Source organism: Candidatus Bathyarchaeia archaeon (assembly GCA_038882715.1).
Classification (GTDB): domain Archaea; phylum Thermoproteota; class Bathyarchaeia; order Bathyarchaeales; family DTEX01; genus DTEX01.
On record JAVZNR010000007.1, the window covers coordinates 39,867 to 60,689 of the forward strand.

Sequence of the window (20,823 nt, forward strand, 5' to 3'; positions counted from 1 at the left end):
AGAAGCCCTTAATTAGCGTTTAGCCTTACGGCTCTTCTCCTCTCTCTTCAGTTCTCTCTCAATGCTTCTCAATAGGTGCGGATTATTCAGCAAGATGACTGCCAGGGAATGGGAGCACTTCTTCCTTGAAGCGAAGCCCGGGCAATTACATGTTACTGAACCATCTAAACTTCTCACAACAGTGTAAGTTCCATGTTCACCAACAACGTTATATATTCCTTCCTCAATCTGCTCAACTCTTCTTCCATATATAAGGTAATACGCCTTCTCAATAATTTTATCTAGAGTCAAGACCGTTTTTCCTCAAACTAATATAACCATAGGCTCAAATAAATTATTTGAAAAGCATTAAATTTTCGACCCCAACTTAATTAAGGTTAGCTTAAAAATGAGCGGGCGGCGTCTTATATGTGGCAGGGAGCATATCCACCACAAGCGATCTTCTCTAGAAGAAAATTTAGAAAGGTTCTTTTAAATCCGCCGAAGTTTGAGCCGGGCCACTGGTGTGGTGCAGGTAAACTGTGGTTTGATCCATGGGATGAGGAGTTCTGGCTTACGAGTAGACCTAGGGCTGGCGCTGAATTGAGAGGATATGCTCTTGAAATATATCGTTCTCAGGATGGAGAAAACTACAGTTTAGCTTGGTGTATAAGTAAGGAGGAAATAAGCTCCATTTGCGGTCAAACGGTTAAAAGTATAGAGGGGACTCAGATTTTAAGAGATCCGCTAACTGGACGCTACATGCTGTACATCTCAGTCGATGTCTCCGAGAGGAGATGGGAAACATACCTTATGTCCGCGGATGACCCCTCCGGTCCATGGGTTGGCGAAGGCTTTGTTCTGAGACGCGATGCGGAGTACGATAGCGCTGAAGCTAGGGATCCCACAATCGACATAGTGGATGGAAGATACATATGCCTTTACAAGGCGAGGGCGGCGGGCGCAAACGTTGTGCATACAGCCTTAGCCTTAAGTAGAGATGGGAGAAACTGGGTTAAGCTGGGTGTGCCGACGGTTAATGGCGTGAAACAGCAAAATTATCTACTGCTTTATGGCTCCATATTAGCTGGTTGTATGGGACCCGTTTTCATCGGCACCGTGACTAGGGAGGTTATTAATGATGCTGCGCTTACAGATACCTTTGCAGCCTACACTATAGACCATAGGGGAATGAATCTTGAAACGATATTTGAGGCTAAATGGAAGCCTGGCTCAATATATGAGCATCCAGTCTACCCCATACATACTTACGCAGGGGTTGCATATGACTATGCTAAAAATAGATGGCTTATGTGGATAGAGGCCGTGGATCCAACCGCCAGTAAAGAGCTTGGACTAAACCTTGAAGTAGATAGACTTTTACTTTATGTAAGCCCGGCTAGAGCCTTCAAGTAAAAGTTGAATCTCTATGGACTAAAACGCGACTTGAGCAAGAAAAATATTTGCTGTGAGGAAGCAGAGAGCATCATCACTTATTTTAAGCATCGGTATCGCCGAAGAGGTTGATGAAGCCCCGGCTTTAACGCGTAGACTAACATTATAGTTCAACTGGATGAAGCCACTCTTCCCTTATTGGGACACCGAAACCAGCGCCGCGGTCAAGCTCAATATATCCGTCTCTCGGAACAGGGTTATCTGGATAGGCTTCCTCAAGCGGCACGCCCGGCGGAGAAGATATAAAGAACTCGGCCCAAGGGGTGTTTGGCATAGAATAGGTTAAGTGGAGGCCATATCGGTCGTTTGCTCCGCCGTGAAGGCAGACCGTGAGTCCAGCTAGGTCGGCTTCATGGCAAATCTTAATGCACGCCGTTAATCCTCCCACCCAATGTATGTCCGGCTGCAAAATGTCGAGAGCCCTTCTCTCTATGGCTTCTCTGAACCTCCATGGGGAAAACCAATGTTCTACGCCGGCTAAAGAAACCCAGTTTACCCTTCTCTTAACCGCAACGTAACCGTTTAAATCTTCAGGGATCAGTGGCTCCTCAATCCATCGAAGGTTGTACGGCTTTAGGCGCCTAGCCAACCTTAAAGTGTACTCCACGTCAAAGGCCATGTAGCAGTCCAACATTATCTCCACATCCGGTCCGGCAGTATTTCTGGCTTCGGCGACGAGCTTCTCGTTCTCTTTAATTCCCCAGAAGCCATCCGCAGGACCATACGGGCATGCCAGCTTTATCGCTTTAAAGCCCAGCTCCAAGTACCAGTCAAAATCGTTTCCGGTGGCGTAACAGAATATTTTGTTTCTCGCAGGGCCGCCGATCAGCTCGTGAACTGGAGCCCCATATAGCTTTCCAACCAAATCCCATAGGGCCAAATCGATGCTGCTGATGGCGCACATGGCTAGCCCCTCAGAGCCGTAGGGTTTAGTCAGCCTAAACATCATGTCCCATATTTTCTCAATAGCGTAGCAGTCTTCGCCCTGAATCTTCGGCCCTAAATGATCGCTAATTATAACCGCGGCTGGTTTACCGTAAGAGATCGGGGCGGCCCCCCAGGATCCGTCTTCGGCGATTATCTTCACCCACAGGGTTTCCCATCCGGGCAGCCAGCTGCTTCTATGCCTTTTATATCTGGGGTACTTAGACATCGGGTTTGCCACCTCAGCGTCAACTATCCAGGGCTGTCTTCTCGGCTCAGATTTAAATCCGCCTTTCTCCGGCTTTTCGAGCTTTACAACTCTCACCTCTCTTATCTTCAATCCTAAGTCACCATTCGCAGTATTTTTCGGCTTCACCGCCATCTTTATTATGGTATTATGGGTTGCAGGGGAATAAAGCTTTAAGTTTCCTTAAATGTGAAATTTTTATGGGGTTCGCGCATTGTGCTCAGATAAATCGGAAAAAGAAGAGTTGAAGAATAGGGTTACCGAAATAATCAACCTTTTAGAGAAGGTTCATCCAGACGCGAAGCTGATCTTAAAATGGAGTAATCCACTAGAGCTTCTTATCGCAGCGATCCTTGCAGCGCAGTACCGCGACGACCTTGTCAACAAGGTTACTGAGAACCTGTTCAAGAAATATAAGACTGTTAAAGACTACGCGAACGCTAGCTTAGAGGAGCTTGAGAACGATATAAGGTCTGTGAGGTTCTGTAGAGTTAAGGCCAGAAACATAAAGAAGGCTTGCCAAATAATAGTTGAGAAGTATAATGGCGAGATACCTAGAAGAATGGAGGATTTGCTGAGCCTTCCAGGGGTCGCCAGAAAAACAGCTAATATTGTTCTTTCATATGCTTTCGGCGTCATAGAGGGGATAATAGTTGACACCCATGTCATTAGGGTTTCTAGGAGGCTTGGGTTGACAAACGAGAATGGTCCGGAGAGAATCGAGAAGGATTTAATGGAAATAGTTCCCAGAGATAAGTGGCTTAGGTTCGCTGATCTACTAATATTTCATGGCAGAAGAATATGCGTGGCAAGGCGCCCTAAATGCGGCGAATGCATACTTAACGGAATCTGCCCCTCAGCCTCTACGGGACAATAGTTCAATGTAAGCTATTAGGAACGCGCCCCCTCATCTCCCGGCTCCATATGTACTGAAACAATTGTTTCAGAAGCCCTATTCTTGATGGCTTCCTCTATCTCAGTGGCCATTTCATGCGCTTCCTCAACCGAAGTCTCCTCGCCAAGAGAGCATTCAATATTGATGTAGCGTTTACCATCCGCGGTGTAAGATATCACGCGCTTAACCCTTATTTTACCCCCATGTTTCTCGGCAGCCGCCTGTGTAAGCGCCTCCACCTCCTTCTCATCCAACACGTAGCCCTTATTTAGCTCGATGTTTGACGGCTCTATGTGGACAAATATGTTTTCAATGTTACTCATGTTTCTGCGAATAGTTTCCTCGATTCTATCTGCCAGCTTGTGGGCTTCACTTATAGGCGTTGATGGGTCTACCTGCACGTGCAATATAACGTAGATTTTCCCATCATGATGGGATATGTTTACATCGTGAATTCCTTTCACGTCTCTAAATTTGCCCACAAGCTTCTCGATGAACTCCTTCGTGGACATTCCCCTCATGCCCACCGGCTCTATGTGGAAATATATGTCCACGTCTTTGAACTCCCTTCTGATGCCGTCTTCTACCCTGCTTGCGAAGCCATGTGCTTCCTCAAAACCTATATAGTCTGGGATTTTAAGAGTAGCTCTAACATATAGCTTTCCGCCGATCTCCCTAACTTTCAGGTTTTCGTAGCTGAATAAGCCTCCGCTGACCTTTGAGATTTCTTCCCTGATCTTTGCAACAGTTTCTTTAGGCGCTATGTCGCTGAGCTCCATGGCGTTGCTCCAGATGAGCCTAGCGCTTAACGAAATTAGGAGAGCGCTTAATATCAGTGAGGCTAGGGGGTCTCCATAAAATATCCCATGTGTTGAGAGCCAGTAGCCTAAAAGCGCGATAATAGTTGAACCTAGGTCTGAAAGCGCGTGGTAAAAGCCAGCCGATATGGTTGGGCTTCTTTCAGAGACAGATCTGAAAATCAATATTCTCAATAAATCTATTAGAAACGTGTATGTTAAAGTGATGTATCCAGCTAAGTTAAGGTCGAGCTTAATGTAAGACTCGACCCTAAAGATCCTGAGAATCGACTCGGCAGCGATATAGGCTGCTAACACCATTAGCGTGAAGCCGCCGATTAATCCGCCCAGCAACTCAAACTTTTCATGACCATACATATGGTTTTCATCAGGGGGCTTAAGTGCCGCGCGCACCGAAACCAGAAGCATAAACGATGATAACGTGTCGAATAAAGCGTGTAGAGCGTCGCTCAATATTGCGAGGCTGTTAACGATTAAGCCTGAAAACAATTCTGCAAGGAAGACGCTCATGATCGCTAGAGTAGAGTATTTTAGCGCCTCAGCCTTCCTAATATTTCCGCTCCCTAAAGCCTGCACATGCATCCTCACTATTATTGTGGATCAGAGATTTAAGGTTATACTTGCACGCACGCTGAAACCTAGATTGCAAAAATTTTTCAGCATTGAGATCTATGCCAGAAAAATAAATGAGTGCAGTCATTTACATACATTCAAGTTTTGATAAATACTGCCCGTATCCTGAGATACTATCACCATAAATAAGATAAAACGTGAATCGGAAAAGCGGCAGGATTGGATTTTTGGCGGGCCCGCCGGGATTTGAACCCGGGATCTCCGGCTCCGGAGGCATGCACGCCTTTGCTTCTTCTCTGGCTCGGTGCCTTGGATCCTGGCTAGGCCACGGGCCCCGTGTTCTCGTTATTTATGTTTGCCTTTAAGCGAATATTTTTCTGGAGGATAATTTATGTCTTCGCTTGCGGCTGTTACTCGTAGATTACTTCATATACGCATACCAGCGGCACGATTGATGTTCCCGGGGCAGGGCTTGGCGAACCCTCTTTCTGTGAGAAATAGGCTTTTTTGAAGTGTTGGAGATTGACTGTTACCTCTCTACCGTATAATGTTATTTCTTTACCGTAATTCATCAGCTTATATAATACGGTGCTCTGTCCTCTCTCGTTCGCTATTACTTCGCCGCTGTCAACCTGATAATTCCTATTGTTGTCTACCCAGTCCCATCCAAGCGTATAGTTCCCAAAGAGGGTGTCGTTCAATCCGCCTATTAGCGCCATCCACCTCCATTTACCGTTATCGCCGCCATATCCGGGTGCATCTCTCCCCTGGGTGTCAAAAGTTACATATACGACTACATGAGTAACATTGTATCTTCTAAGTATTTCAACGGCCTCGGTTTCATTCGACATAAACATTCTTCCAATCTGAGCTATCTGCGTGCCATTTATTGTGCCGTTATCTGCAAGAGTGGTTTTATTAGCGAAAACAGTTATCCAGTAGCCGTAGTCCCACCAGCTTGCAACAACAGTTCCTTTTTCACCGGGCTTGGAAGGTGAGGGCGGCAGGCTCTCGCGGATCCACGTCAAGGTTTCTATCCAATCTGGAACTAAAGAAGACGGTCTGACTGAGAGGCTAGCCCCCGAAAGAGTTGCCGGGGTATCAGCGTATGAGAGAACCCTTGGACCCGGGGATTGTGGGCCTAAAATGAATGTTGTTCCGAAAGCATATGTTAATGTAAACACCGCGAATACCAGTATTAGAAGTCCGGCGACTAGCTCCTTCTCAATGGGCTTAATCTTCGCTTTTCGTCCGAGGGATGGAATCCTCTCTCTTAAAGCTAGAATAAGCGGCGAGAAGACGCGTTTCAACGCTAATGCCCAGAGCAAGCATATGGCTGGGGATGCGAGGATAATTAATCTGACCATTGAGCTGGCGAAGTAAATGGATGTTATACAGTACAGAATGATGAGTACGCTTAAGTTGGTCGCCATTAAAGCGGCGAAGAATATGCCTACCGGCACAAATATTGTTCCGAAACCGAAGTCGTAGTAGAAGGTTGCCCATGAAGAAGGCTTATGCTCAGCGACAGACTCGAAGAGCGGGCTGATTGAGCGGAGCGATGGGATTAATGTGAAAAGGAACTTCATACCGGGAAGATTAATGAAGCCAGCTATAAATAGGGCGCTGAAGATCCCGGCTATTAAAGCAATGATTACTAGAGAATATATTACTTTTCTTCTTAGTGCTGGTGTAAGCCTATTTAACTCGGCTAAACAGAGCAGGAAGAGCACGCCATAAACCGGGAGATTGGTTGCCTCGAAGAGGAAGCCTACTCCCGTTCGCGGGGTCGCCGCAGCTATAGAGAGGGCTATAGCAAAAGTAATCGTGTGAGATAAAAGTAGGCGCGGCGAATACCTCTTTATAACTAGAAGCGTGAAGGAGAAAAGCGCGATCACAGCGACCATGTATCTAGCCGCGCCCCAAGACATGCAGAGGTATCCTAGAGAGACTCCTGCCAAAACAGCGTACGCGACGCTGCTCTTTAGGGTTCTTCCGCTATCCACCGCCCTACCAAAGAATAATATTAGAAGGATGGCGCTAAGTATCCCGATGGTTTCATCGTCAAACCATCCTAGCGATGTTCGGCCGATATGGGAGAGATCTAAAGCCAGCAATAGCGCCGATAATAATCCAACGGCCTCCCCTCCAAGATCTCTTCCAAGAAGATATATGGCGAGGCAGGTGAACGCTGCCGCTATGATTGGGAAGATTACGCATAGGTTGTATAAGGGGTCTGAGGCTAATGGATCCAGAGGATTTGAAGCGGAAGTAAGAAAAGGTGAAACCCCGAGTATGCTTAGAATTTTATGTAATGTGATGGCGGTCACCGTTAAACCAAGATTAGAGAAGTAGCGCGTATCGCGACCATAAGGATACCAACCGGTATAATCGTGCCATGAGAAGAAGTACGCGAAACCGTTGTTTGATATGTGTTTGGCTACATAATAGTGGAAGTAGGGGTCAAACTCGTTAAGGTAGAAGCCCCAGCGTAAAGGTAGCAGTCTGATAATCGAAGATATTATCAGAATTAAGAGGAGGGTGGTTCCCCTGATAAGAGACGAGTGCGTTATTTTTGGTCGAAGGCGTAACGTCTCATGCAGTAGATCCATGAGTTTTCCAGGTATTTCTTTGGGCTTCATTAAAGCACCCTTAAGCTAATGATGCAAGATCTTATTTTTAAATTCCTATAAAAATATTTTTGCATTACCTGCTGGGGGAAAGCGACCTCTGGTTTCTTCCCGACCTTTCTCTCACTGGCAGAATATCGATCTTTTGAGGCATAAGCGATAATTTTCTTCCGCATTTAGGGCATCTGCCGCCATGCATCTCGTATATTTCTTCGGGAGACTTTATGTCGTAGCCCTGATATAAAATCTCCCCGCATCCGTCACACAGCACCTGCTGAGGCATAAGATACCACCATGCCATCTATCTTGAACTGCGAAAAGACTTAAAAAGTTTCCTAATATGTCTAATCTCTAAAATCTTCGAGACCGCGATATTGATTGTGGAAAGATAACATTTAAATCTATTTTTGTTGATTAGTTTAAGGAGAAATCGATCCGCTCGCAGGACGGTTGCCCGAGGATGGCTAAAATTTCCCAAACGCTGGAGCGTTTCTGGAGAAGGGTTGGCAGAATGTTAAATTATAGGCCTCCGCAAAATGTTGTGGCGATAATTCTAATGCTCTTCACGATTTTCCTGTTTGGCGGAGGAATATACATGATCTCGATGCCTATTAGAAGCGTAATTCCATACTCAAGAGGCTTCATATTTCTCTATCCAGGCCTACATGATCAGATGCTCGGCGAAAGCATAGCTGTAATGATAACCTATGCTTTAGGCGCTGCAGGACTAATACTTATATATCAAAGCGTGAAGTACCTGCGTAATCCAAGCCAAGCTTCAACGCTGATACGAGCCGGCATAATATTGTTTATTATCGTGGTTATAATCCTTGAAATAGCTCTTTACAGCTGGAAAATTGGGCTTGGCTTCTGAAAATTTTTAGATAGAGTTAAAAGGCTAAAAGTCTTTTAATCCATATTTTGGTTGGCTTAGGCATGAGGACAATTGAGTGGAAAAATGGTGTAGTTGCCACAATCGACCAAACATTGCTTCCTGACGAGGAAGCATGGCTTGAGATAAGAAGCTGCGTCGAAGTGGCTGACGCGATTAGGAAAATGAAGATTAGGGGCGCTCCGTTAATAGGCGTCGCAGCGGCCTACGGCTTAGCGTTAACGGCATATTACTCAGAAGCGAAAACCAGAGAAGCCTTCATCGAGGAGATTGAGCGCGCAGCCGATATACTCAGGGGGACAAGGCCTACGGCAGTTAACCTTTTTTGGGCTATTGAAAGGGTCTTAAAGAAGGTTAAAGGCTCCGCTGGCGACGTTGAGGTTTTAAGGCGCTTAGTTATTGATGAAGCCCAGCGGATAGCTGATGAAGATGTTGAAGTAAACCGTAGGATCGGCGAACACGGTTCTAAGTTGATAGAGGACGGTGACACTATTTTAACGCATTGTAATGCTGGAAGATTAGCCACCGTAGATTATGGAACAGCGCTCGCAGTTATACGTGCCGCTAAGGAAGAAGGTAAACGTGTAAAGGTGATAGCTACTGAAACTAGACCTAAACTCCAAGGCTCTAGGTTAACGACCTATGAGCTTATGCGTGACGGGTTTTCGGTAACTCTGATAACCGATAACATGGTTGGATACCTGATGTTTAAGGGAGCTGTCGATAAAGTTATTGTCGGCGCGGATAGAGTGGTCCGCGACGCTGTGATAAATAAGATAGGCACGTACACCATTGCTGTCTTAGCTAAGGAGCATAACATACCTTTCTACGTTGCGGCGCCACTATCAACATTCGACTTAAATGCTTTTGCGAGGGACGTGGTTATAGAGGAGAGGGATCCTAGCGAGGTGACGCATATAGGATCCGTTAGAGTAGCTCCCTTAGGGGTGAACGTGCTTAATCCAGCCTTCGACATAACGCCAATAAAATATGTTGATGCTGTAATATGCGAAGCGGGGATTCTAGGCAAAGAGTACTTTGAAAGGCTTTATGAAAGGAAAAATATTTGAGGGCAGAAAATCTTTAGTTGGGGCAAAATATGGTTGGACAGAACGGTGGCGGGGAGCAAGAAGCGAAAAAGAAGATTATTGAGGCTTGGCTTAGGGATAATGGGGTTATTGTTGAATCTAGGGAGAACTCTGAAAAATTATCGCTGAGAGGTTACGGAGTACAAAAAGATGAGGGGCTTCTGCTAACTTTCTATGAAGCCCTGTACTTATGCAGCAGAGGCTTACTTAAGGTCATAGATGAGAAGACTGGAACCCCCGTCGGCTTTCAAGACATCCTGAAAAAATACGAGTCTATTGAGAAAAATGCTTGGGTTAAATACCTTATCTACCGCGATTTAAGAAGCAGGGGGTACGTTGTTCGGGAAGGTTTCGGATTAGGTGTGGACTTCCGCCTCTATGGTAGAGGGGAATACAGTAAAGATTCAGCGGACTACTTGGTTTACGGCATATATGAGGGTATGGCTCTATCCATAGAGGATCTTACACAAATATTGCTGCGCGCACAAAACCTGAAAAAAGAACTTATATTAGCCGTTATTAATAGAAGGGGCGAAATCGTATACTATTCCCTTTCACGCCTCAACTTCTAAACATAATTTAACTCGACAGCATCCAATCCTGCATCCTCTTTTAGGCTTCAGCCTCTAAAGTTAGACTCGCTTTTTAAGCGACTATAATGGCGCTTACGCAATTATTGTTCTTTCTTCTGCGGCGGGTTTAGCGTTATGTAGAGGATGTTGTTTCCCCTCACTAAAACTTTACCGTAATTTGCGATTAAGTGATCGCCGTTATATTCTTCCGCGCTATTCAATATAATGTTCATGTAGCTGTCGCAGTGAATCATGGTGCCCCTGTACTCCACATTATTTTTAAGGGTAACACCGATATAGGAGTTCAATTGTTTCATGAGCACATTTAATGGTTTTTTACTGGGCTCCATAGTTACCGCCAAATTTCTGGCTAATACCAAAGAATTCTTACTTTCTCTATAAAAGCATTATTGTGATCCCTTAAAAACCTTTACGCCATCTTTACGCTTTCCCGCCGCGCACCACGTATTTAAGGGAAGAGACATATTTAATAGTCGGCAAGCATTCATCAATAAATGTAGAACGTGAAAGATGGATGAATAATGGAGATTTTAAGCGAGGTCAGAGAATTTTCATTTAACGTGCAAACAGAGGTTTCGCCCGCCTACTACCACGATTTACTCATGTTTATATATAGGAAATATATAGTGCCACACTACCAGAATTTCGCAAACGTTAGGCGCTGGATCATTAACGGAAAAGAAACTTTAGCTTTCTCACTCTTGGGTTCAGGCTCATGGTATGTTGATGTTGAGATCACCACCGGAGATCCCTTTGAGATCAAGATGAGACCCTACGGCGATCACTTTTCACAAAGGGTTCTAAATAGGATAAAAGAGGATCTAATGATAATGTTTCAAATGTTCGAAGACGATGTCAGAAGAACAACACTGTATTTTGCCTGGGTTCCAGGCAAACATTTGACGAGTGAAAAAATGTTGACGAGGAGAAAAAGGGTTCTTAGCCAAATTTTTACTGGAAACATGCTTCTATTATTCCTTATATTCATATTATTTAGCTATATGGTTTTTGCTTTTTTCGGCCCCACATACGCTCCTTTAATCCTAGTGTTATCACAGTTTATTCTGATTTTATTCTCGGACAAAATCATTATGCAGATGGGCGACTGGCCTATTACGAAAGAGTCGCCTACAGTGCACATACTACAATATCATATTCCCCCAGAAGACCTCGACTTTATCAGGCAGAATTATCCTAGGGAGCGCCTTCTCCAAATCAAGAGGGAAATTTATGAGAAAACTTTGGCGCTTGGAAAACCAATAGACGCCCAGACTGTTCAAGAAGTATTTAGAAATTATGGTATAAGCATTAGGCCTGAAAACCTGTTGATAAAAAGCATCGATGTTTACCGAATAGTCAACGATGTCGCCAATAAATTCAACATGTCTGTCCCCAAAGTCAGAATAGCAAACATTATAATTCCTAACGCAGCCGCCACAGGCCCGTCCCCGCGCTTCAGCCTCATTCTAGTGACAACCGGGCTTCTAATCCAATTAGATGAGGAGGAGATAACTGCGGTTATAGGTCACGAAATAAGCCACGTTAAGGGTAGGGATCCCCTCTCGCTCTTCATGTTGACGTCGGCCGAATACCTCTTCAGGGTTTACGTTCTTTTGCAGCTAACACCGTTCATCATGATGTTCGGCTTCCTGTATTTCTTGTTCGCTTTAAGCCTCATATACTTTGTAGCGAAGTTTTTTGAGGCTAGAGCGGATCTTGAATCGGCGCTTACGCTTGGGAAATCGGATGCCCTAGCTAATGCCCTAAGGAAGATAGGTTATAGGCGCCTATGGTTTGAGAGGGTTTCAGGTAGGGTTGGCAGCTGGATCGGATTGGACCCCCATCCACCACTGTCATTTAGAATAGAGAGGCTTGAAAACTTGGAGCCTTCAAGAATCAAGCATCCATTCCTTCAGTCGATGAAGGACTGCATAAACGGTTTTCTCAGGGAAATAGGTCTTTAACAGATAAGTAATGGTTTAAGTCGGCTTAAAAGAGGGCTCTCTCGCCTTCGCCTTCAGTTCTTTAGGAACATTAACCACACGCACAATGTTCTGCGAGTTTATCACATAGATTGGTGTCCCATCAGGGTTCCATTTTCTAAGCCTCTTCACCCCTGTTAAAACAAGTTTAACTTTCAGTATTGTGCCGTCACTCAACCTATAAACGTTCCAATCCTCTTTCTCCTCGACAAAATCTACTTCCTCTGCCTCAGCTAACTCCTCCGGAGATATCGGGATCCCCAAATATAAACCCCCTCAAACTCTATAAAAAGAAGGATTCAAGAAAATATAAAGGTTGGGTTCCCAAGTGTTTGACGCCCTTAAACGCGTTAAATTCACAACAAAATGTTTATAGCATTAACATCACAAAATATGTTTGATGCTGGGGCTCCAGCGCAGAAAGCCGGAGGTCGGGGGTTCAAATCCCCCCGGGTCCGCCAAACAGAAGCAACTAGCATTGGACCCGTGGTCTAGTCAGGATTAGGACGTCGGCCTGCGGAGCTGGGGCCAAATAATTGATTCGGCAGGTATTTCCAGCATGATTTAGGGTTTTTAGAAAAGCAAAGTTTATTAATTTCATTTGTTGTTTTAGATTTTACTTGCTCTTACCTGAAGGTTATGCTGGCAGTAAATAAAATTAATAGGAAGGTTTAATAATGTGTCTTGAATCTATTCAGCGCTATGCTGCAACATGTTTGAGCTCGGGGAGGTTTTAAGGTTTGATTAGCCCGGACGACGCTTTTCTAGTTTTTAAGTCATTCTTCGAAGAGAAGGGGTTGGTTAGGCAACATCTTGATTCTTACAACGAGTTCATTGAGCACGGCCTCCAGGAAATCGTGGATGAGGTTGGCGAGGTTGAGATTGAGGTTCCGGAAGGCCCATTTAAAATAAAGCTTGGTAAAGTTTTTATTGCGCGGGAGACTGAAAACGGCGTTATTTATGGCCCCTATATTACTGAGGTTGATGGGACGCGCCGCGAAATATATCCTATGGAGGCGCGTTTAAGGAACCTAACATACGCTATGCCGATTTCCGTTGAGATGACGCCGGTTGTTGGCGATAGAGAGCTCGATAAGGAGCTTGTATATATAGGCGATATTCCAACAATGCTTAAATCTAGATACTGCCACCTGTACGGTTTATCCGAGGAAGAGCTTATTAGGCAAGGCGAGGATCCTCTAGATCCGGGAGGATACTTTATAATTAATGGCTCTGAGAGGGTTATAGTTGCCCTAGAAGATTTAGCCCCAAACCGTATTCTCACGGATGTTGAGATTAAGGGCGCAACACCGATTTATAGGGCTAAAATCTTTTCGACCACAGTGGGCTTTAGGGCTAGGATCGAGGTTAGAATGAAGCCTAACGGCGCGCTTTATGTTTCTATTCCAGGCATCCCCTCGGAAATACCGTTCGTTGTTTTAATGAGGGCTCTTGGACTTGAATCGGATAAGGAGATAGCTGAAGCGGTTTCACTGGACAAAAGCATACAGAGTGAGCTGGAGCCGTCGTTTGAGGATGCCGCTGGAGTGAACACTGTTGAGGAAGCCCTCTTATTTATTGGTAACCGGGTAGCGCACGGCCAAGTGAAGAGTTATAGGATTCAAAGAGCCGAGCTCCTCATAGACAGGAACTTTATGCCTCATATTGGGAGGTCTCATAAGAAAAGGATTGATAAGGCGATTCTACTTGGCGAGATGGCTGCTAGAGTCATTGAATTAAAGCTAGGTAGGCGCAAACCGGATGACAAGGATCATGTTAAGAACAAAAGGTTGAAGCTCGCTGGCTCCCTATTAGCCGATTTATTCCGTATTGCCTTCAGAAATCTTTGCCGCGACATAAAGTATCAGCTTGAAAGAATGGGTTCAAAGAGGCGCATGCTAAGCGTCTCAATAGCCGTCAGACCCGGCATAATAACTGAGAAGCTCCAGCATGCGTTGGCGACCGGCAACTGGGGCCGGGGTAAAGTTGGCATAACGCAGCTCCTCGACAGAACCAACCTAATATCCACTTACAGCCACCTACGGAGGGTTCAGTCGCCGCTGAGCAGAAGCCAGCCTAACTTTGAGGCTAGAGATTTGCATGCTACGCATTGGGGTAGGCTCTGTCCAAACGAGACGCCTGAAGGCGCCAACTGTGGGCTGGTTAAGAATCTGGCTTTATCAGCCTCGATATCTATCGGTGTGGATCCGGATAAAATCAAACGTGAACTCTATAGGCGGGGAGTTGTCCCGCTACTTGAGGCTGATGAGAAGCTCAGGGCTACGGGTACAAAGGTTTTTGTGAATGGTGTTCCAGTAGGCTACTGTGATAACCCAGAAGCCCTAGTCAATGATATAAGAAGAGCGAGAAGAATGGGTGAGATACTCCCTGAGGTCAACATCGCGTATTTCTCTGAGGTTTACGGTGTTAAACGTGAGATTTACGTGAACTGTGATGAGGGAAGAATACGTAGACCTCTAATCATAGTGGAGAACGGTGTGCCTAAGCTGAGGAAAGAGCATGTTGAAAAGATTATCTCCAGAGAATGGACTTGGAGCGATCTGATAAAGAACGGCATAATCGAATATTTGGATGCGGAGGAGGAAGAAAACGCCTATATAGCGCTTTATCCAGAGGACTTAACGCCTGAACACACCCATCTTGAGTTGACGCCTTACGGCATTCTTGGGATCTGCGCTTCTCTAATACCGTACCCAGAGCATAATCAATCTCCACGCAACTCCTACGAGTCCGCGATGGCGAAACAGGCTTTAGGAGTTTACGCCTCCAACTTCTCATTTAGAGTTGACTCGCGAGCCCATACGCTCCATTATCCGCAGAAGCCTCTGGTCAGAACAAAACCCATGGAGATTATAGGGTACGACCTCAGACCCTCAGGGCAAAACTGCATTGTAGCGGTTTTATCCTTCGAAGGATACAACATGGAGGACGCTATAGTCGTTAACAAGGCTTCTGTAGAGCGCGGTTTATTCCGCTCCACCTTCTATAGGCTGTATGAGGCTGAATGCCGCCAGTACCTAGGCGGCTTAAAGGATCAGTTAACTGTGCCTGAGCCCGGAACCAGAGGTTTTCGTGGAGAGCAATACTACAGCCACTTAGAGCCAGATGGAATAGTGGGATTGGAGACGGAAGTCTCTGGCGGAGACGTTTTAATAGGTAGAGTAAGCCCGCCGAGATTTCTCGAAGAGTATAAGGAGTTCGAGGTTAGGGGCCCAACAATGAGGGATTCGTCCATAGAGATGAGGCCCTCCGAGAAAGGCGTGGTTGACGCGGTGTTTATAACGGAGACTAGTGAGGGAAACAGGCTTGTGAAGGTTAGGGTTAGAGATGAGCGCATACCCGAGCTAGGCGACAAGTTTGCCTCAAGACACGGTCAAAAGGGGGTCATAGGGATGATTGTGCCGCAGGAAGATATGCCCTTCAGCGTGGATGGAATTGTCCCAGACGTGATAATTAACCCGCACGCTATCCCGTCAAGAATGACTATCGGACAGTTCCTAGAATCGATGGCTGGCAAAATATCAGCTTTGAAGGGCGAATTTATGGATGGAACCCCCTTCGTAGGCGAGAGGAGAGGCGAGATCCTCAAGCGCATGCTTACAAGCTTAGGGTTCAGTTACACTGGCCGCGAGGTTTTATATAATGGTGTAACTGGCGAAAAATACATGGCGGACATATTCATCGGCGTGGTGTACTATCAGAAGCTACATCACATGGTGGCTGACAAGATTCATGCTAGGGCCAGAGGACAGGTTCAAATGTTGACTAGGCAGCCGACCGAGGGAAGAGCGAGAGGCGGCGGGCTGCGCTTCGGAGAGATGGAGAGAGACTGCCTAATTGGGCATGGAGCAGCTCTTCTCCTCCAAGACAGGCTTCTCGAAGAGTCAGATAAACACGTGATATATGTTTGTGAAAACTGCGGCTTCATAGCTTACTACGATATGAGGCAGCGTAAATATGTGTGCCACTTATGTGAAGATAAAGCAAGAGTTTCACCGGTCACGGTTTCATATGCGTTTAAGCTCCTCCTACAGGAGCTAATGAGCCTATGTATTGCGCCCAGATTAAAGTTAAGGGAGAGGGCGTAAAATGGCGGCGATTGAGGAAGCATACCAAAAAGTGATAGATTCAATAAGATTCGGCGTTATGTCACCCCAAGAGATAAGAAAAATGTCTGTTGTTGAGATTCAAACCGCCGATACTTACGATGAGGACGGAGCGGTTATACCATCAGGCCTAATGGACAGCCGCCTAGGTGTACTGGAGCCTGGGCAGAGGTGCAGGACATGCGGTAACACATCTGCGGGGTGTCCAGGTCACTTTGGGCATATAGAGCTCGCTGTGCCAATAATACATGTTGAGTTTGCCGAAATAATCTATAATCTTCTTCAAGCGATATGTAGGAATTGTGGGCGCCTCCTGTTGCCTGAAAAAACCATTAGCTCGCTTAGGGCCAGAATGGAAAGATTAAAGAAGATGCTTGGCACTGTTCCCACATCATTCTATAATAGGGTTCTTGAGGAGGCTAGAAAGAACCGTGAATGCCCGTATTGCGGCGCAAAACAGTATAAGATAGAGTTTACTAAGCCAACGGTATTTCATGAGTATACTGAGGAGGGCGGCTCCCAGCGTTTAACGGCCAGCATGATACGTGAGAGATTTGAGAGGATCCCTGATGAAGACCTTGAACTTCTAGGTTTTGATCCTAAATACGCCCGCCCAGAATGGATGATCCTTCAAGTGCTGCCGGTTCCACCGGTTTACGTTAGACCATCTATAACGCTCGAGTCGGGAATAAGATCTGAGGATGACTTAACCCATAAGCTCGTAGACATAATTAGAATAAATCAGAGACTTAAGGAAAATATTGAGGCCGGTGCGCCAACGCTTATAATCCAAGATCTATCGGAGCTTCTTGAGTATCATGTCACCACCTACTTCAATAATGAGGCCTCCGGTATACCGCCCTCCAGACATCGCTCCGGAAGGGCGCTTAAAACCTTATCCCAGCGCTTAAAGGGTAAGGAAGGGAGATTTAGAAGCAACCTGTCGGGTAAGAGGGTTGATTTCTCAGCGCGCACAGTAATTAGCCCAGATTCAAACTTGGATATAAATGAGGTTGGCGTCCCATTATTCGTAGCTATGAGGCTTACTCTGCCTGAAAAAGTTACGCCGTGGAACATTGACAGACTACGTGAGCTGGTGAAAAACGGGCCGGATAAATATCCAGGAGCGCTCTACATAATTAGGCCTGATGGAAAACGAATTAGGCTTGAGTTCGTCGCTGATAAAGAGAAGCTCGCTGAGGCTCTTGAACCAGGTTTTGTTGTTGAGCGGCATCTACAGGACGGCGACATAGTGATATTTAATAGGCAACCGTCCCTGCACAGGATGTCTATAATGGCTCACTACGTTAAGGTTCTTCCATATAAGACCTTTAGGCTACATTTATGTGTCTGCCCGCCATATAACGCGGACTTCGATGGGGATGAAATGAACCTTCATGTACCGCAAAGTGAGGAAGCCCAAACCGAAGCCCGCTTACTTATGCAGGTTCAAGACCATATACTTTCACCCAGATTTGGAGGGCCGATAATAGGCGCCATCAGAGACTTTATAACCGCTGCTTTCCTCTTAACACGCAAATCAACGCTCCTAAACAAAAAAGAGGTATGCGAACTTTTAGCGGCTGCGGGTTACGAGGGGCCTTTACCGGAGCCAGCGATTAAGGAGCCTGAGCCTTTATGGACTGGAAAACAGATATTCAGCCTTTTCTTCCCCAGAGGCTTCAACTATGCGTTGAAGGCTAGCGTATGTAGGAACTGTGATGTCTGCCTCAAAGAGGAATGCCCATACGACGCGTATGTTGTGATAAAAGACGGCGTCTTGATTAAGGGCGTAATAGACAAGAACTCTATAGGCGCCGAGAAATCTGAAAGCGTTCTGCATAGGATAATTAAGGATTATGGAACCGAGGCTGGCAGAAAATTCCTTAATCAAATTAGCCGCTTACTTAATCGCTTCATAACTATACGCGGCTTCACCTACTCCTTTGACGAACTCGATCTTTCATCTGAAGCTAGACGAAAAATACGCCAAATCATAAGGAACGCTGAGAAAAAGATCTACTCTTTGACGAAAGAATTGCAGGAAGGCACTCTAGAGAGGCTTCCTGGGCAGACGCTTTTAGATTCATTTGAGCTTTACGTGATGAATGAGTTAGCTGAAGCCCGAGAGAAGGCGGGAAAAGTCGCTGAAGAGGATCTTAGCCTTGAAAACTCCGGCATAGTGATGACGAAGACTGGCGCTAGAGGCTCAACACTTAATATAGGGCAGATGGCAGCGATCCTAGGTCAGCAATCTATTCGTGGTAAGCGTGTTATACGCGGTTATCTGGAAAGGGCTTTGCCACATTTCAATATAGGCGATCCGTCTCCGAAGGCGAGAGGCTTCGTTTACTCATCTTACAGGGACGGTCTTGATCCAATAGAGTTCTTCTTCCACGCCATGGGCGGACGCGAGGGCCTAGTGGACACGGCCGTGAGGACTCAACAGAGTGGGTACATGCAAAGAAGGCTAATTAACGCCCTTGAGCACCTACGCGTTGAGTATGATGGAACTGTAAGAAACTCGTTAGGTGAAATCGTACAGTTCAGGTATGGTGAGGACGGCGTGGATCCAGCTAAGAGCGATCACGGTAAGGCGGTTAACGTCAGCAGGCTTATTGACCAAGTTAGGCTTATGGTTGAGGCCGGTGAGCCCGCGTCAGAAGAATATGTTGAGAGCCAAGTGAATAGCGTTAAAGATGAGCTTACGCCGCTACTGGTGCGCGAGCTTATAGAGGGGCTTAAAGCCTCAAATCTTAGTAGAGAGGGCGTGGATCTGGCTGTTAAACTAGCTCTTGAACGCTACAAGAAGGCTCTAGTGGAGCCCGGCGAAGCCGTCGGCGTTGTTGCGGCGCAATCTATCGGTGAACCGGGTACGCAGATGACTCTGAGAACGTTCCACTATGCTGGTGTTAGGGAGCAGAACGTAACGCTTGGACTACCACGTTTAATTGAAATAGTTGATGCGAGGAGGGAGCCTTCAACCCCTGTTATGACAGTGTATTTAGATGAAGAGCATAGGAAGAGCCGGGAGAAGGCGATGGAGGTTGCGCAGAGAATTCTATATACGACCGTAGAGGACATCGCTGAGGAAACATATATTGATCCGGAAACCGGCGGGATTATTGTTAAACTGAGCGAACGCAGGATGAGCGAGCGCGGAATAACCGTAGAAGACCTCAGCAGAACAGTCAATATACCAAATTGCTCATTGAGGTTCGAGAACAACTTAATGTTTATTGAGCCTAAAAGGAAAATGGATACTAAAAAGCTCTTAAATAAAGTTTCATCGTATTATGTGAAGGGCGTGCCCGGCATAAAGAGGGTTTATGTGACTGAAGAGAACGGCGAATGGATTATAAGGACCGACGGGTCTAATCTACCTAGGGTTCTTGAAGTTGTTGGGATTGATCCAACGAGAACAACGACAAACAGTATTCATGAGGTGGAGAGAACCTTAGGCATAGAGGCTGCCAGAAACGCGATAATTGAGGAGGCTATGAGTGTTCTTGAGGAGCAGGGGCTGGACGTTGATGTTAGACACGTGATGCTTGTGGCAGATATAATGACTGTGACCGGCAGCGTTAAGCAGATAGGTCGACATGGGGTTAGCGGTGAAAAGCCGAGCGTTCTCGCTAGGGCTGCATTTGAGATAACTGTGCCAAATATCGTTGAAGCGGCTATTAAAGGTGAGGTTGATCCGCTGAAAGGCGTGACCGAAAACGTTATAGTTGGGCAAACTATACCCGTAGGGACAGGTCTAGTTGACATCTATATGACGGCTCCATCTTCAAGTACAAACCTAGAGGAAGGTGAAGTATTTGAGTAGTTTCAGTAGAAGTGAGATTGATAGGTCAATATCCATAGCCGTTAAAACAGGAAAAATTTTATTTGGCTCCAACTCCACCATGAAGAGCGTTATGACTGGGAGAGCTAAATTAGTCGTCCTATCATCCAATTGTCCACAAGATAAACGTGAGAAAATCGAACACTACTGTAAACTATCCGGTGTTCCGTTAATAATATATCCTGGCACAAGCTTAGATTTAGGTTCAGTTTGCGGTAAACCTTTCCCAGTATCCTCCCTCACAATAAGAGACCCAGGCGACTCCGATATCCTCAAGTTTGCGGGTGGTGAAAATGTCTAGGGGTATTCGTTTAACTAATGATGAATTAGAATATATGCGTCTATTCGAGAGCTTAACAGGAGCCATGGTTAGAGACTGCATAATTGACCAGAAATTCGACAGAGTCATCTTTGTGATAAAGGAGGGCGAAGTCGGACTAGCCATAGGTAAAGGAGGCAAAAACATAGCGCTTCTCGAGAAGATCACTGGCAAGAAATATGAGGTTGTAGAGTTCTCTGAGGATCCCGTTCAGCTTATAAAAAACGCTTTGAAACCCGCGGTTGTCAAAGAGGTGCGGATAATCAAGAAGCCTGACGGAAGCGTTATAGCTGTCGCCTCAGTTGAAAGCAAAGATAAAGGCATAGCCATCGGTAAAAACGGCAGAAACGCTGAAAAGGTTAGATTTCTAGCTAAGCGCTACTTCAACATAAGTAACGTCATCATAGTATAACTTGGCATAGAACTTGAACAAACGAAACGTTTATAACCATTT

The 20,823-nt window shown here is 45.8% G+C and carries 17 protein-coding genes and 1 tRNA gene; 10 read left to right on the top strand and 8 right to left on the bottom strand.

Going from position 1 to position 20,823, the window contains the following annotated elements:
* Positions 1-12: 12 nt before the first annotated feature.
* The gene (locus tag QXR61_05485; protein ID MEM3757395.1) at positions 13-291 is read right to left on the bottom strand and encodes an SWIM zinc finger family protein; all 279 of its coding nucleotides are present in this window, start codon (positions 289-291) and stop codon (positions 13-15) included.
* Positions 292-408: 117 nt separating this feature from the next.
* On the opposite strand from QXR61_05485, the gene QXR61_05490 reads away from it, so the two are divergent.
* Positions 409-1,395, top strand: coding sequence for a hypothetical protein (locus tag QXR61_05490; protein ID MEM3757396.1), 987 nt, complete (start codon positions 409-411; stop codon positions 1,393-1,395).
* A gap of 142 nt (positions 1,396-1,537) precedes the next feature.
* Here QXR61_05490 and QXR61_05495 read toward each other — a convergent pair whose 3' ends face one another.
* Positions 1,538-2,698, bottom strand: a complete 1,161-nt coding sequence (locus tag QXR61_05495; GenBank protein ID MEM3757397.1) for an enolase C-terminal domain-like protein — start codon at positions 2,696-2,698, stop codon at positions 1,538-1,540.
* Between the two features lie 121 nt (positions 2,699-2,819).
* Here QXR61_05495 and nth point away from each other — a divergent pair, with 121 nt between their 5' ends.
* Positions 2,820-3,482 carry an endonuclease III gene (gene nth / locus QXR61_05500; protein MEM3757398.1) on the top strand — a complete coding sequence of 221 codons (663 nt, stop codon included), beginning with the start codon at positions 2,820-2,822 and terminating at the stop codon, positions 3,480-3,482.
* A gap of 14 nt (positions 3,483-3,496) precedes the next feature.
* On the opposite strand, the gene QXR61_05505 is transcribed toward nth, so the two are convergent.
* The 4 genes from QXR61_05505 to QXR61_05520 all read right to left on the bottom strand — a co-directional run bounded on the left by QXR61_05505 (position 3,497) and on the right by QXR61_05520 (position 7,804).
* Positions 3,497-4,894 (bottom strand): cation diffusion facilitator family transporter, encoded by a 1,398-nt coding sequence (locus QXR61_05505; protein ID MEM3757399.1) that lies wholly within the window; start codon positions 4,892-4,894, stop codon positions 3,497-3,499.
* A 225-nt stretch (positions 4,895-5,119) separates the two neighbouring features.
* Positions 5,120-5,226: transfer RNA gene (locus tag QXR61_05510), tRNA-Arg, on the bottom strand.
* Positions 5,227-5,301: 75 nt separating this feature from the next.
* Positions 5,302-7,533 (bottom strand): STT3 domain-containing protein, encoded by a 2,232-nt coding sequence (locus QXR61_05515; protein ID MEM3757400.1) that lies wholly within the window; start codon positions 7,531-7,533, stop codon positions 5,302-5,304.
* A 64-nt stretch (positions 7,534-7,597) separates the two neighbouring features.
* Positions 7,598-7,804, bottom strand: coding sequence for a hypothetical protein (locus QXR61_05520; GenBank protein MEM3757401.1), 207 nt, complete (start codon positions 7,802-7,804; stop codon positions 7,598-7,600).
* Between the two features lie 177 nt (positions 7,805-7,981).
* Here QXR61_05520 and QXR61_05525 point away from each other — a divergent pair, with 177 nt between their 5' ends.
* From QXR61_05525 to endA, 3 genes are all read left to right on the top strand, one after another.
* On the top strand, positions 7,982-8,395 hold the full coding sequence (locus QXR61_05525) for a hypothetical protein (GenBank protein MEM3757402.1): 414 nt from the start codon (positions 7,982-7,984) through the stop codon (positions 8,393-8,395).
* A 62-nt stretch (positions 8,396-8,457) separates the two neighbouring features.
* Entirely contained in the window at positions 8,458-9,483 is a 1,026-nt protein-coding gene (gene mtnA, locus QXR61_05530) for an S-methyl-5-thioribose-1-phosphate isomerase (GenBank protein MEM3757403.1), read from the top strand.
* A gap of 29 nt (positions 9,484-9,512) precedes the next feature.
* Entirely contained in the window at positions 9,513-10,073 is a 561-nt protein-coding gene (gene endA / locus QXR61_05535) for a tRNA-intron lyase (GenBank protein MEM3757404.1), read from the top strand.
* A gap of 101 nt (positions 10,074-10,174) precedes the next feature.
* On the opposite strand, the gene QXR61_05540 is transcribed toward endA, so the two are convergent.
* Positions 10,175-10,423: an LSM domain-containing protein gene (locus QXR61_05540; protein MEM3757405.1), complete on the bottom strand. Its 249-nt coding sequence runs from the start codon at positions 10,421-10,423 to the stop codon at positions 10,175-10,177.
* A 192-nt stretch (positions 10,424-10,615) separates the two neighbouring features.
* Here QXR61_05540 and QXR61_05545 point away from each other — a divergent pair, with 192 nt between their 5' ends.
* A complete protein-coding gene (locus QXR61_05545) occupies positions 10,616-12,058 on the top strand; it encodes a M48 family metalloprotease (GenBank protein MEM3757406.1) in 1,443 nt (480 codons plus the stop codon).
* A 15-nt stretch (positions 12,059-12,073) separates the two neighbouring features.
* Here QXR61_05545 and QXR61_05550 read toward each other — a convergent pair whose 3' ends face one another.
* A complete protein-coding gene (locus QXR61_05550) occupies positions 12,074-12,340 on the bottom strand; it encodes a hypothetical protein (GenBank protein MEM3757407.1) in 267 nt (88 codons plus the stop codon).
* Between the two features lie 476 nt (positions 12,341-12,816).
* Here QXR61_05550 and QXR61_05555 point away from each other — a divergent pair, with 476 nt between their 5' ends.
* Genes QXR61_05555 through QXR61_05570 form a run of 4 tightly spaced genes read left to right on the top strand, consistent with a single transcriptional unit; the run spans position 12,817 to position 20,781 of the window.
* A complete protein-coding gene (locus tag QXR61_05555; GenBank protein ID MEM3757408.1) occupies positions 12,817-16,185 on the top strand; it encodes a DNA-directed RNA polymerase subunit B in 3,369 nt (1,122 codons plus the stop codon).
* Between the two features lies 1 nt (position 16,186).
* Positions 16,187-20,032: a DNA-directed RNA polymerase subunit A' gene (locus QXR61_05560; GenBank protein ID MEM3757409.1), complete on the top strand. Its 3,846-nt coding sequence runs from the start codon at positions 16,187-16,189 to the stop codon at positions 20,030-20,032.
* Positions 20,025-20,351, top strand: a complete 327-nt coding sequence (locus QXR61_05565; protein ID MEM3757410.1) for a 50S ribosomal protein L30e — start codon at positions 20,025-20,027, stop codon at positions 20,349-20,351. The genes QXR61_05560 and QXR61_05565 overlap by 8 nt, the downstream gene beginning before the upstream one ends.
* On the top strand, positions 20,344-20,781 hold the full coding sequence (locus tag QXR61_05570; GenBank protein ID MEM3757411.1) for a NusA-like transcription termination signal-binding factor: 438 nt from the start codon (positions 20,344-20,346) through the stop codon (positions 20,779-20,781). Before QXR61_05565 ends, QXR61_05570 begins: the two co-directional genes overlap by 8 nt.
* Positions 20,782-20,823 lie beyond the last annotated feature (42 nt).

What these genes read in the sequence shown, in the direction of transcription:
- QXR61_05490 (MEM3757396.1), top strand. Translation starts at nt 409, where the DNA reads ATGTGGCAGGGAGCATATCCACCACAAGCGATCTTCTCTAGAAGAAAA.
- QXR61_05515 (MEM3757400.1), bottom strand. Translation starts at nt 7,533, where the DNA reads ATGAAGCCCAAAGAAATACCTGGAAAACTCATGGATCTACTGCATGAG.
- QXR61_05520 (MEM3757401.1), bottom strand. Translation starts at nt 7,804, where the DNA reads ATGCCTCAGCAGGTGCTGTGTGACGGATGCGGGGAGATTTTATATCAG.
- QXR61_05525 (MEM3757402.1), top strand. Translation starts at nt 7,982, where the DNA reads ATGGCTAAAATTTCCCAAACGCTGGAGCGTTTCTGGAGAAGGGTTGGC.
- mtnA (MEM3757403.1), top strand. Translation starts at nt 8,458, where the DNA reads ATGAGGACAATTGAGTGGAAAAATGGTGTAGTTGCCACAATCGACCAA.
- endA (MEM3757404.1), top strand. Translation starts at nt 9,513, where the DNA reads ATGGTTGGACAGAACGGTGGCGGGGAGCAAGAAGCGAAAAAGAAGATT.
- QXR61_05540 (MEM3757405.1), bottom strand. Translation starts at nt 10,423, where the DNA reads ATGGAGCCCAGTAAAAAACCATTAAATGTGCTCATGAAACAATTGAAC.
- QXR61_05545 (MEM3757406.1), top strand. Translation starts at nt 10,616, where the DNA reads ATGGAGATTTTAAGCGAGGTCAGAGAATTTTCATTTAACGTGCAAACA.
- QXR61_05560 (MEM3757409.1), top strand. Translation starts at nt 16,187, where the DNA reads ATGGCGGCGATTGAGGAAGCATACCAAAAAGTGATAGATTCAATAAGA.
- QXR61_05570 (MEM3757411.1), top strand. Translation starts at nt 20,344, where the DNA reads ATGTCTAGGGGTATTCGTTTAACTAATGATGAATTAGAATATATGCGT.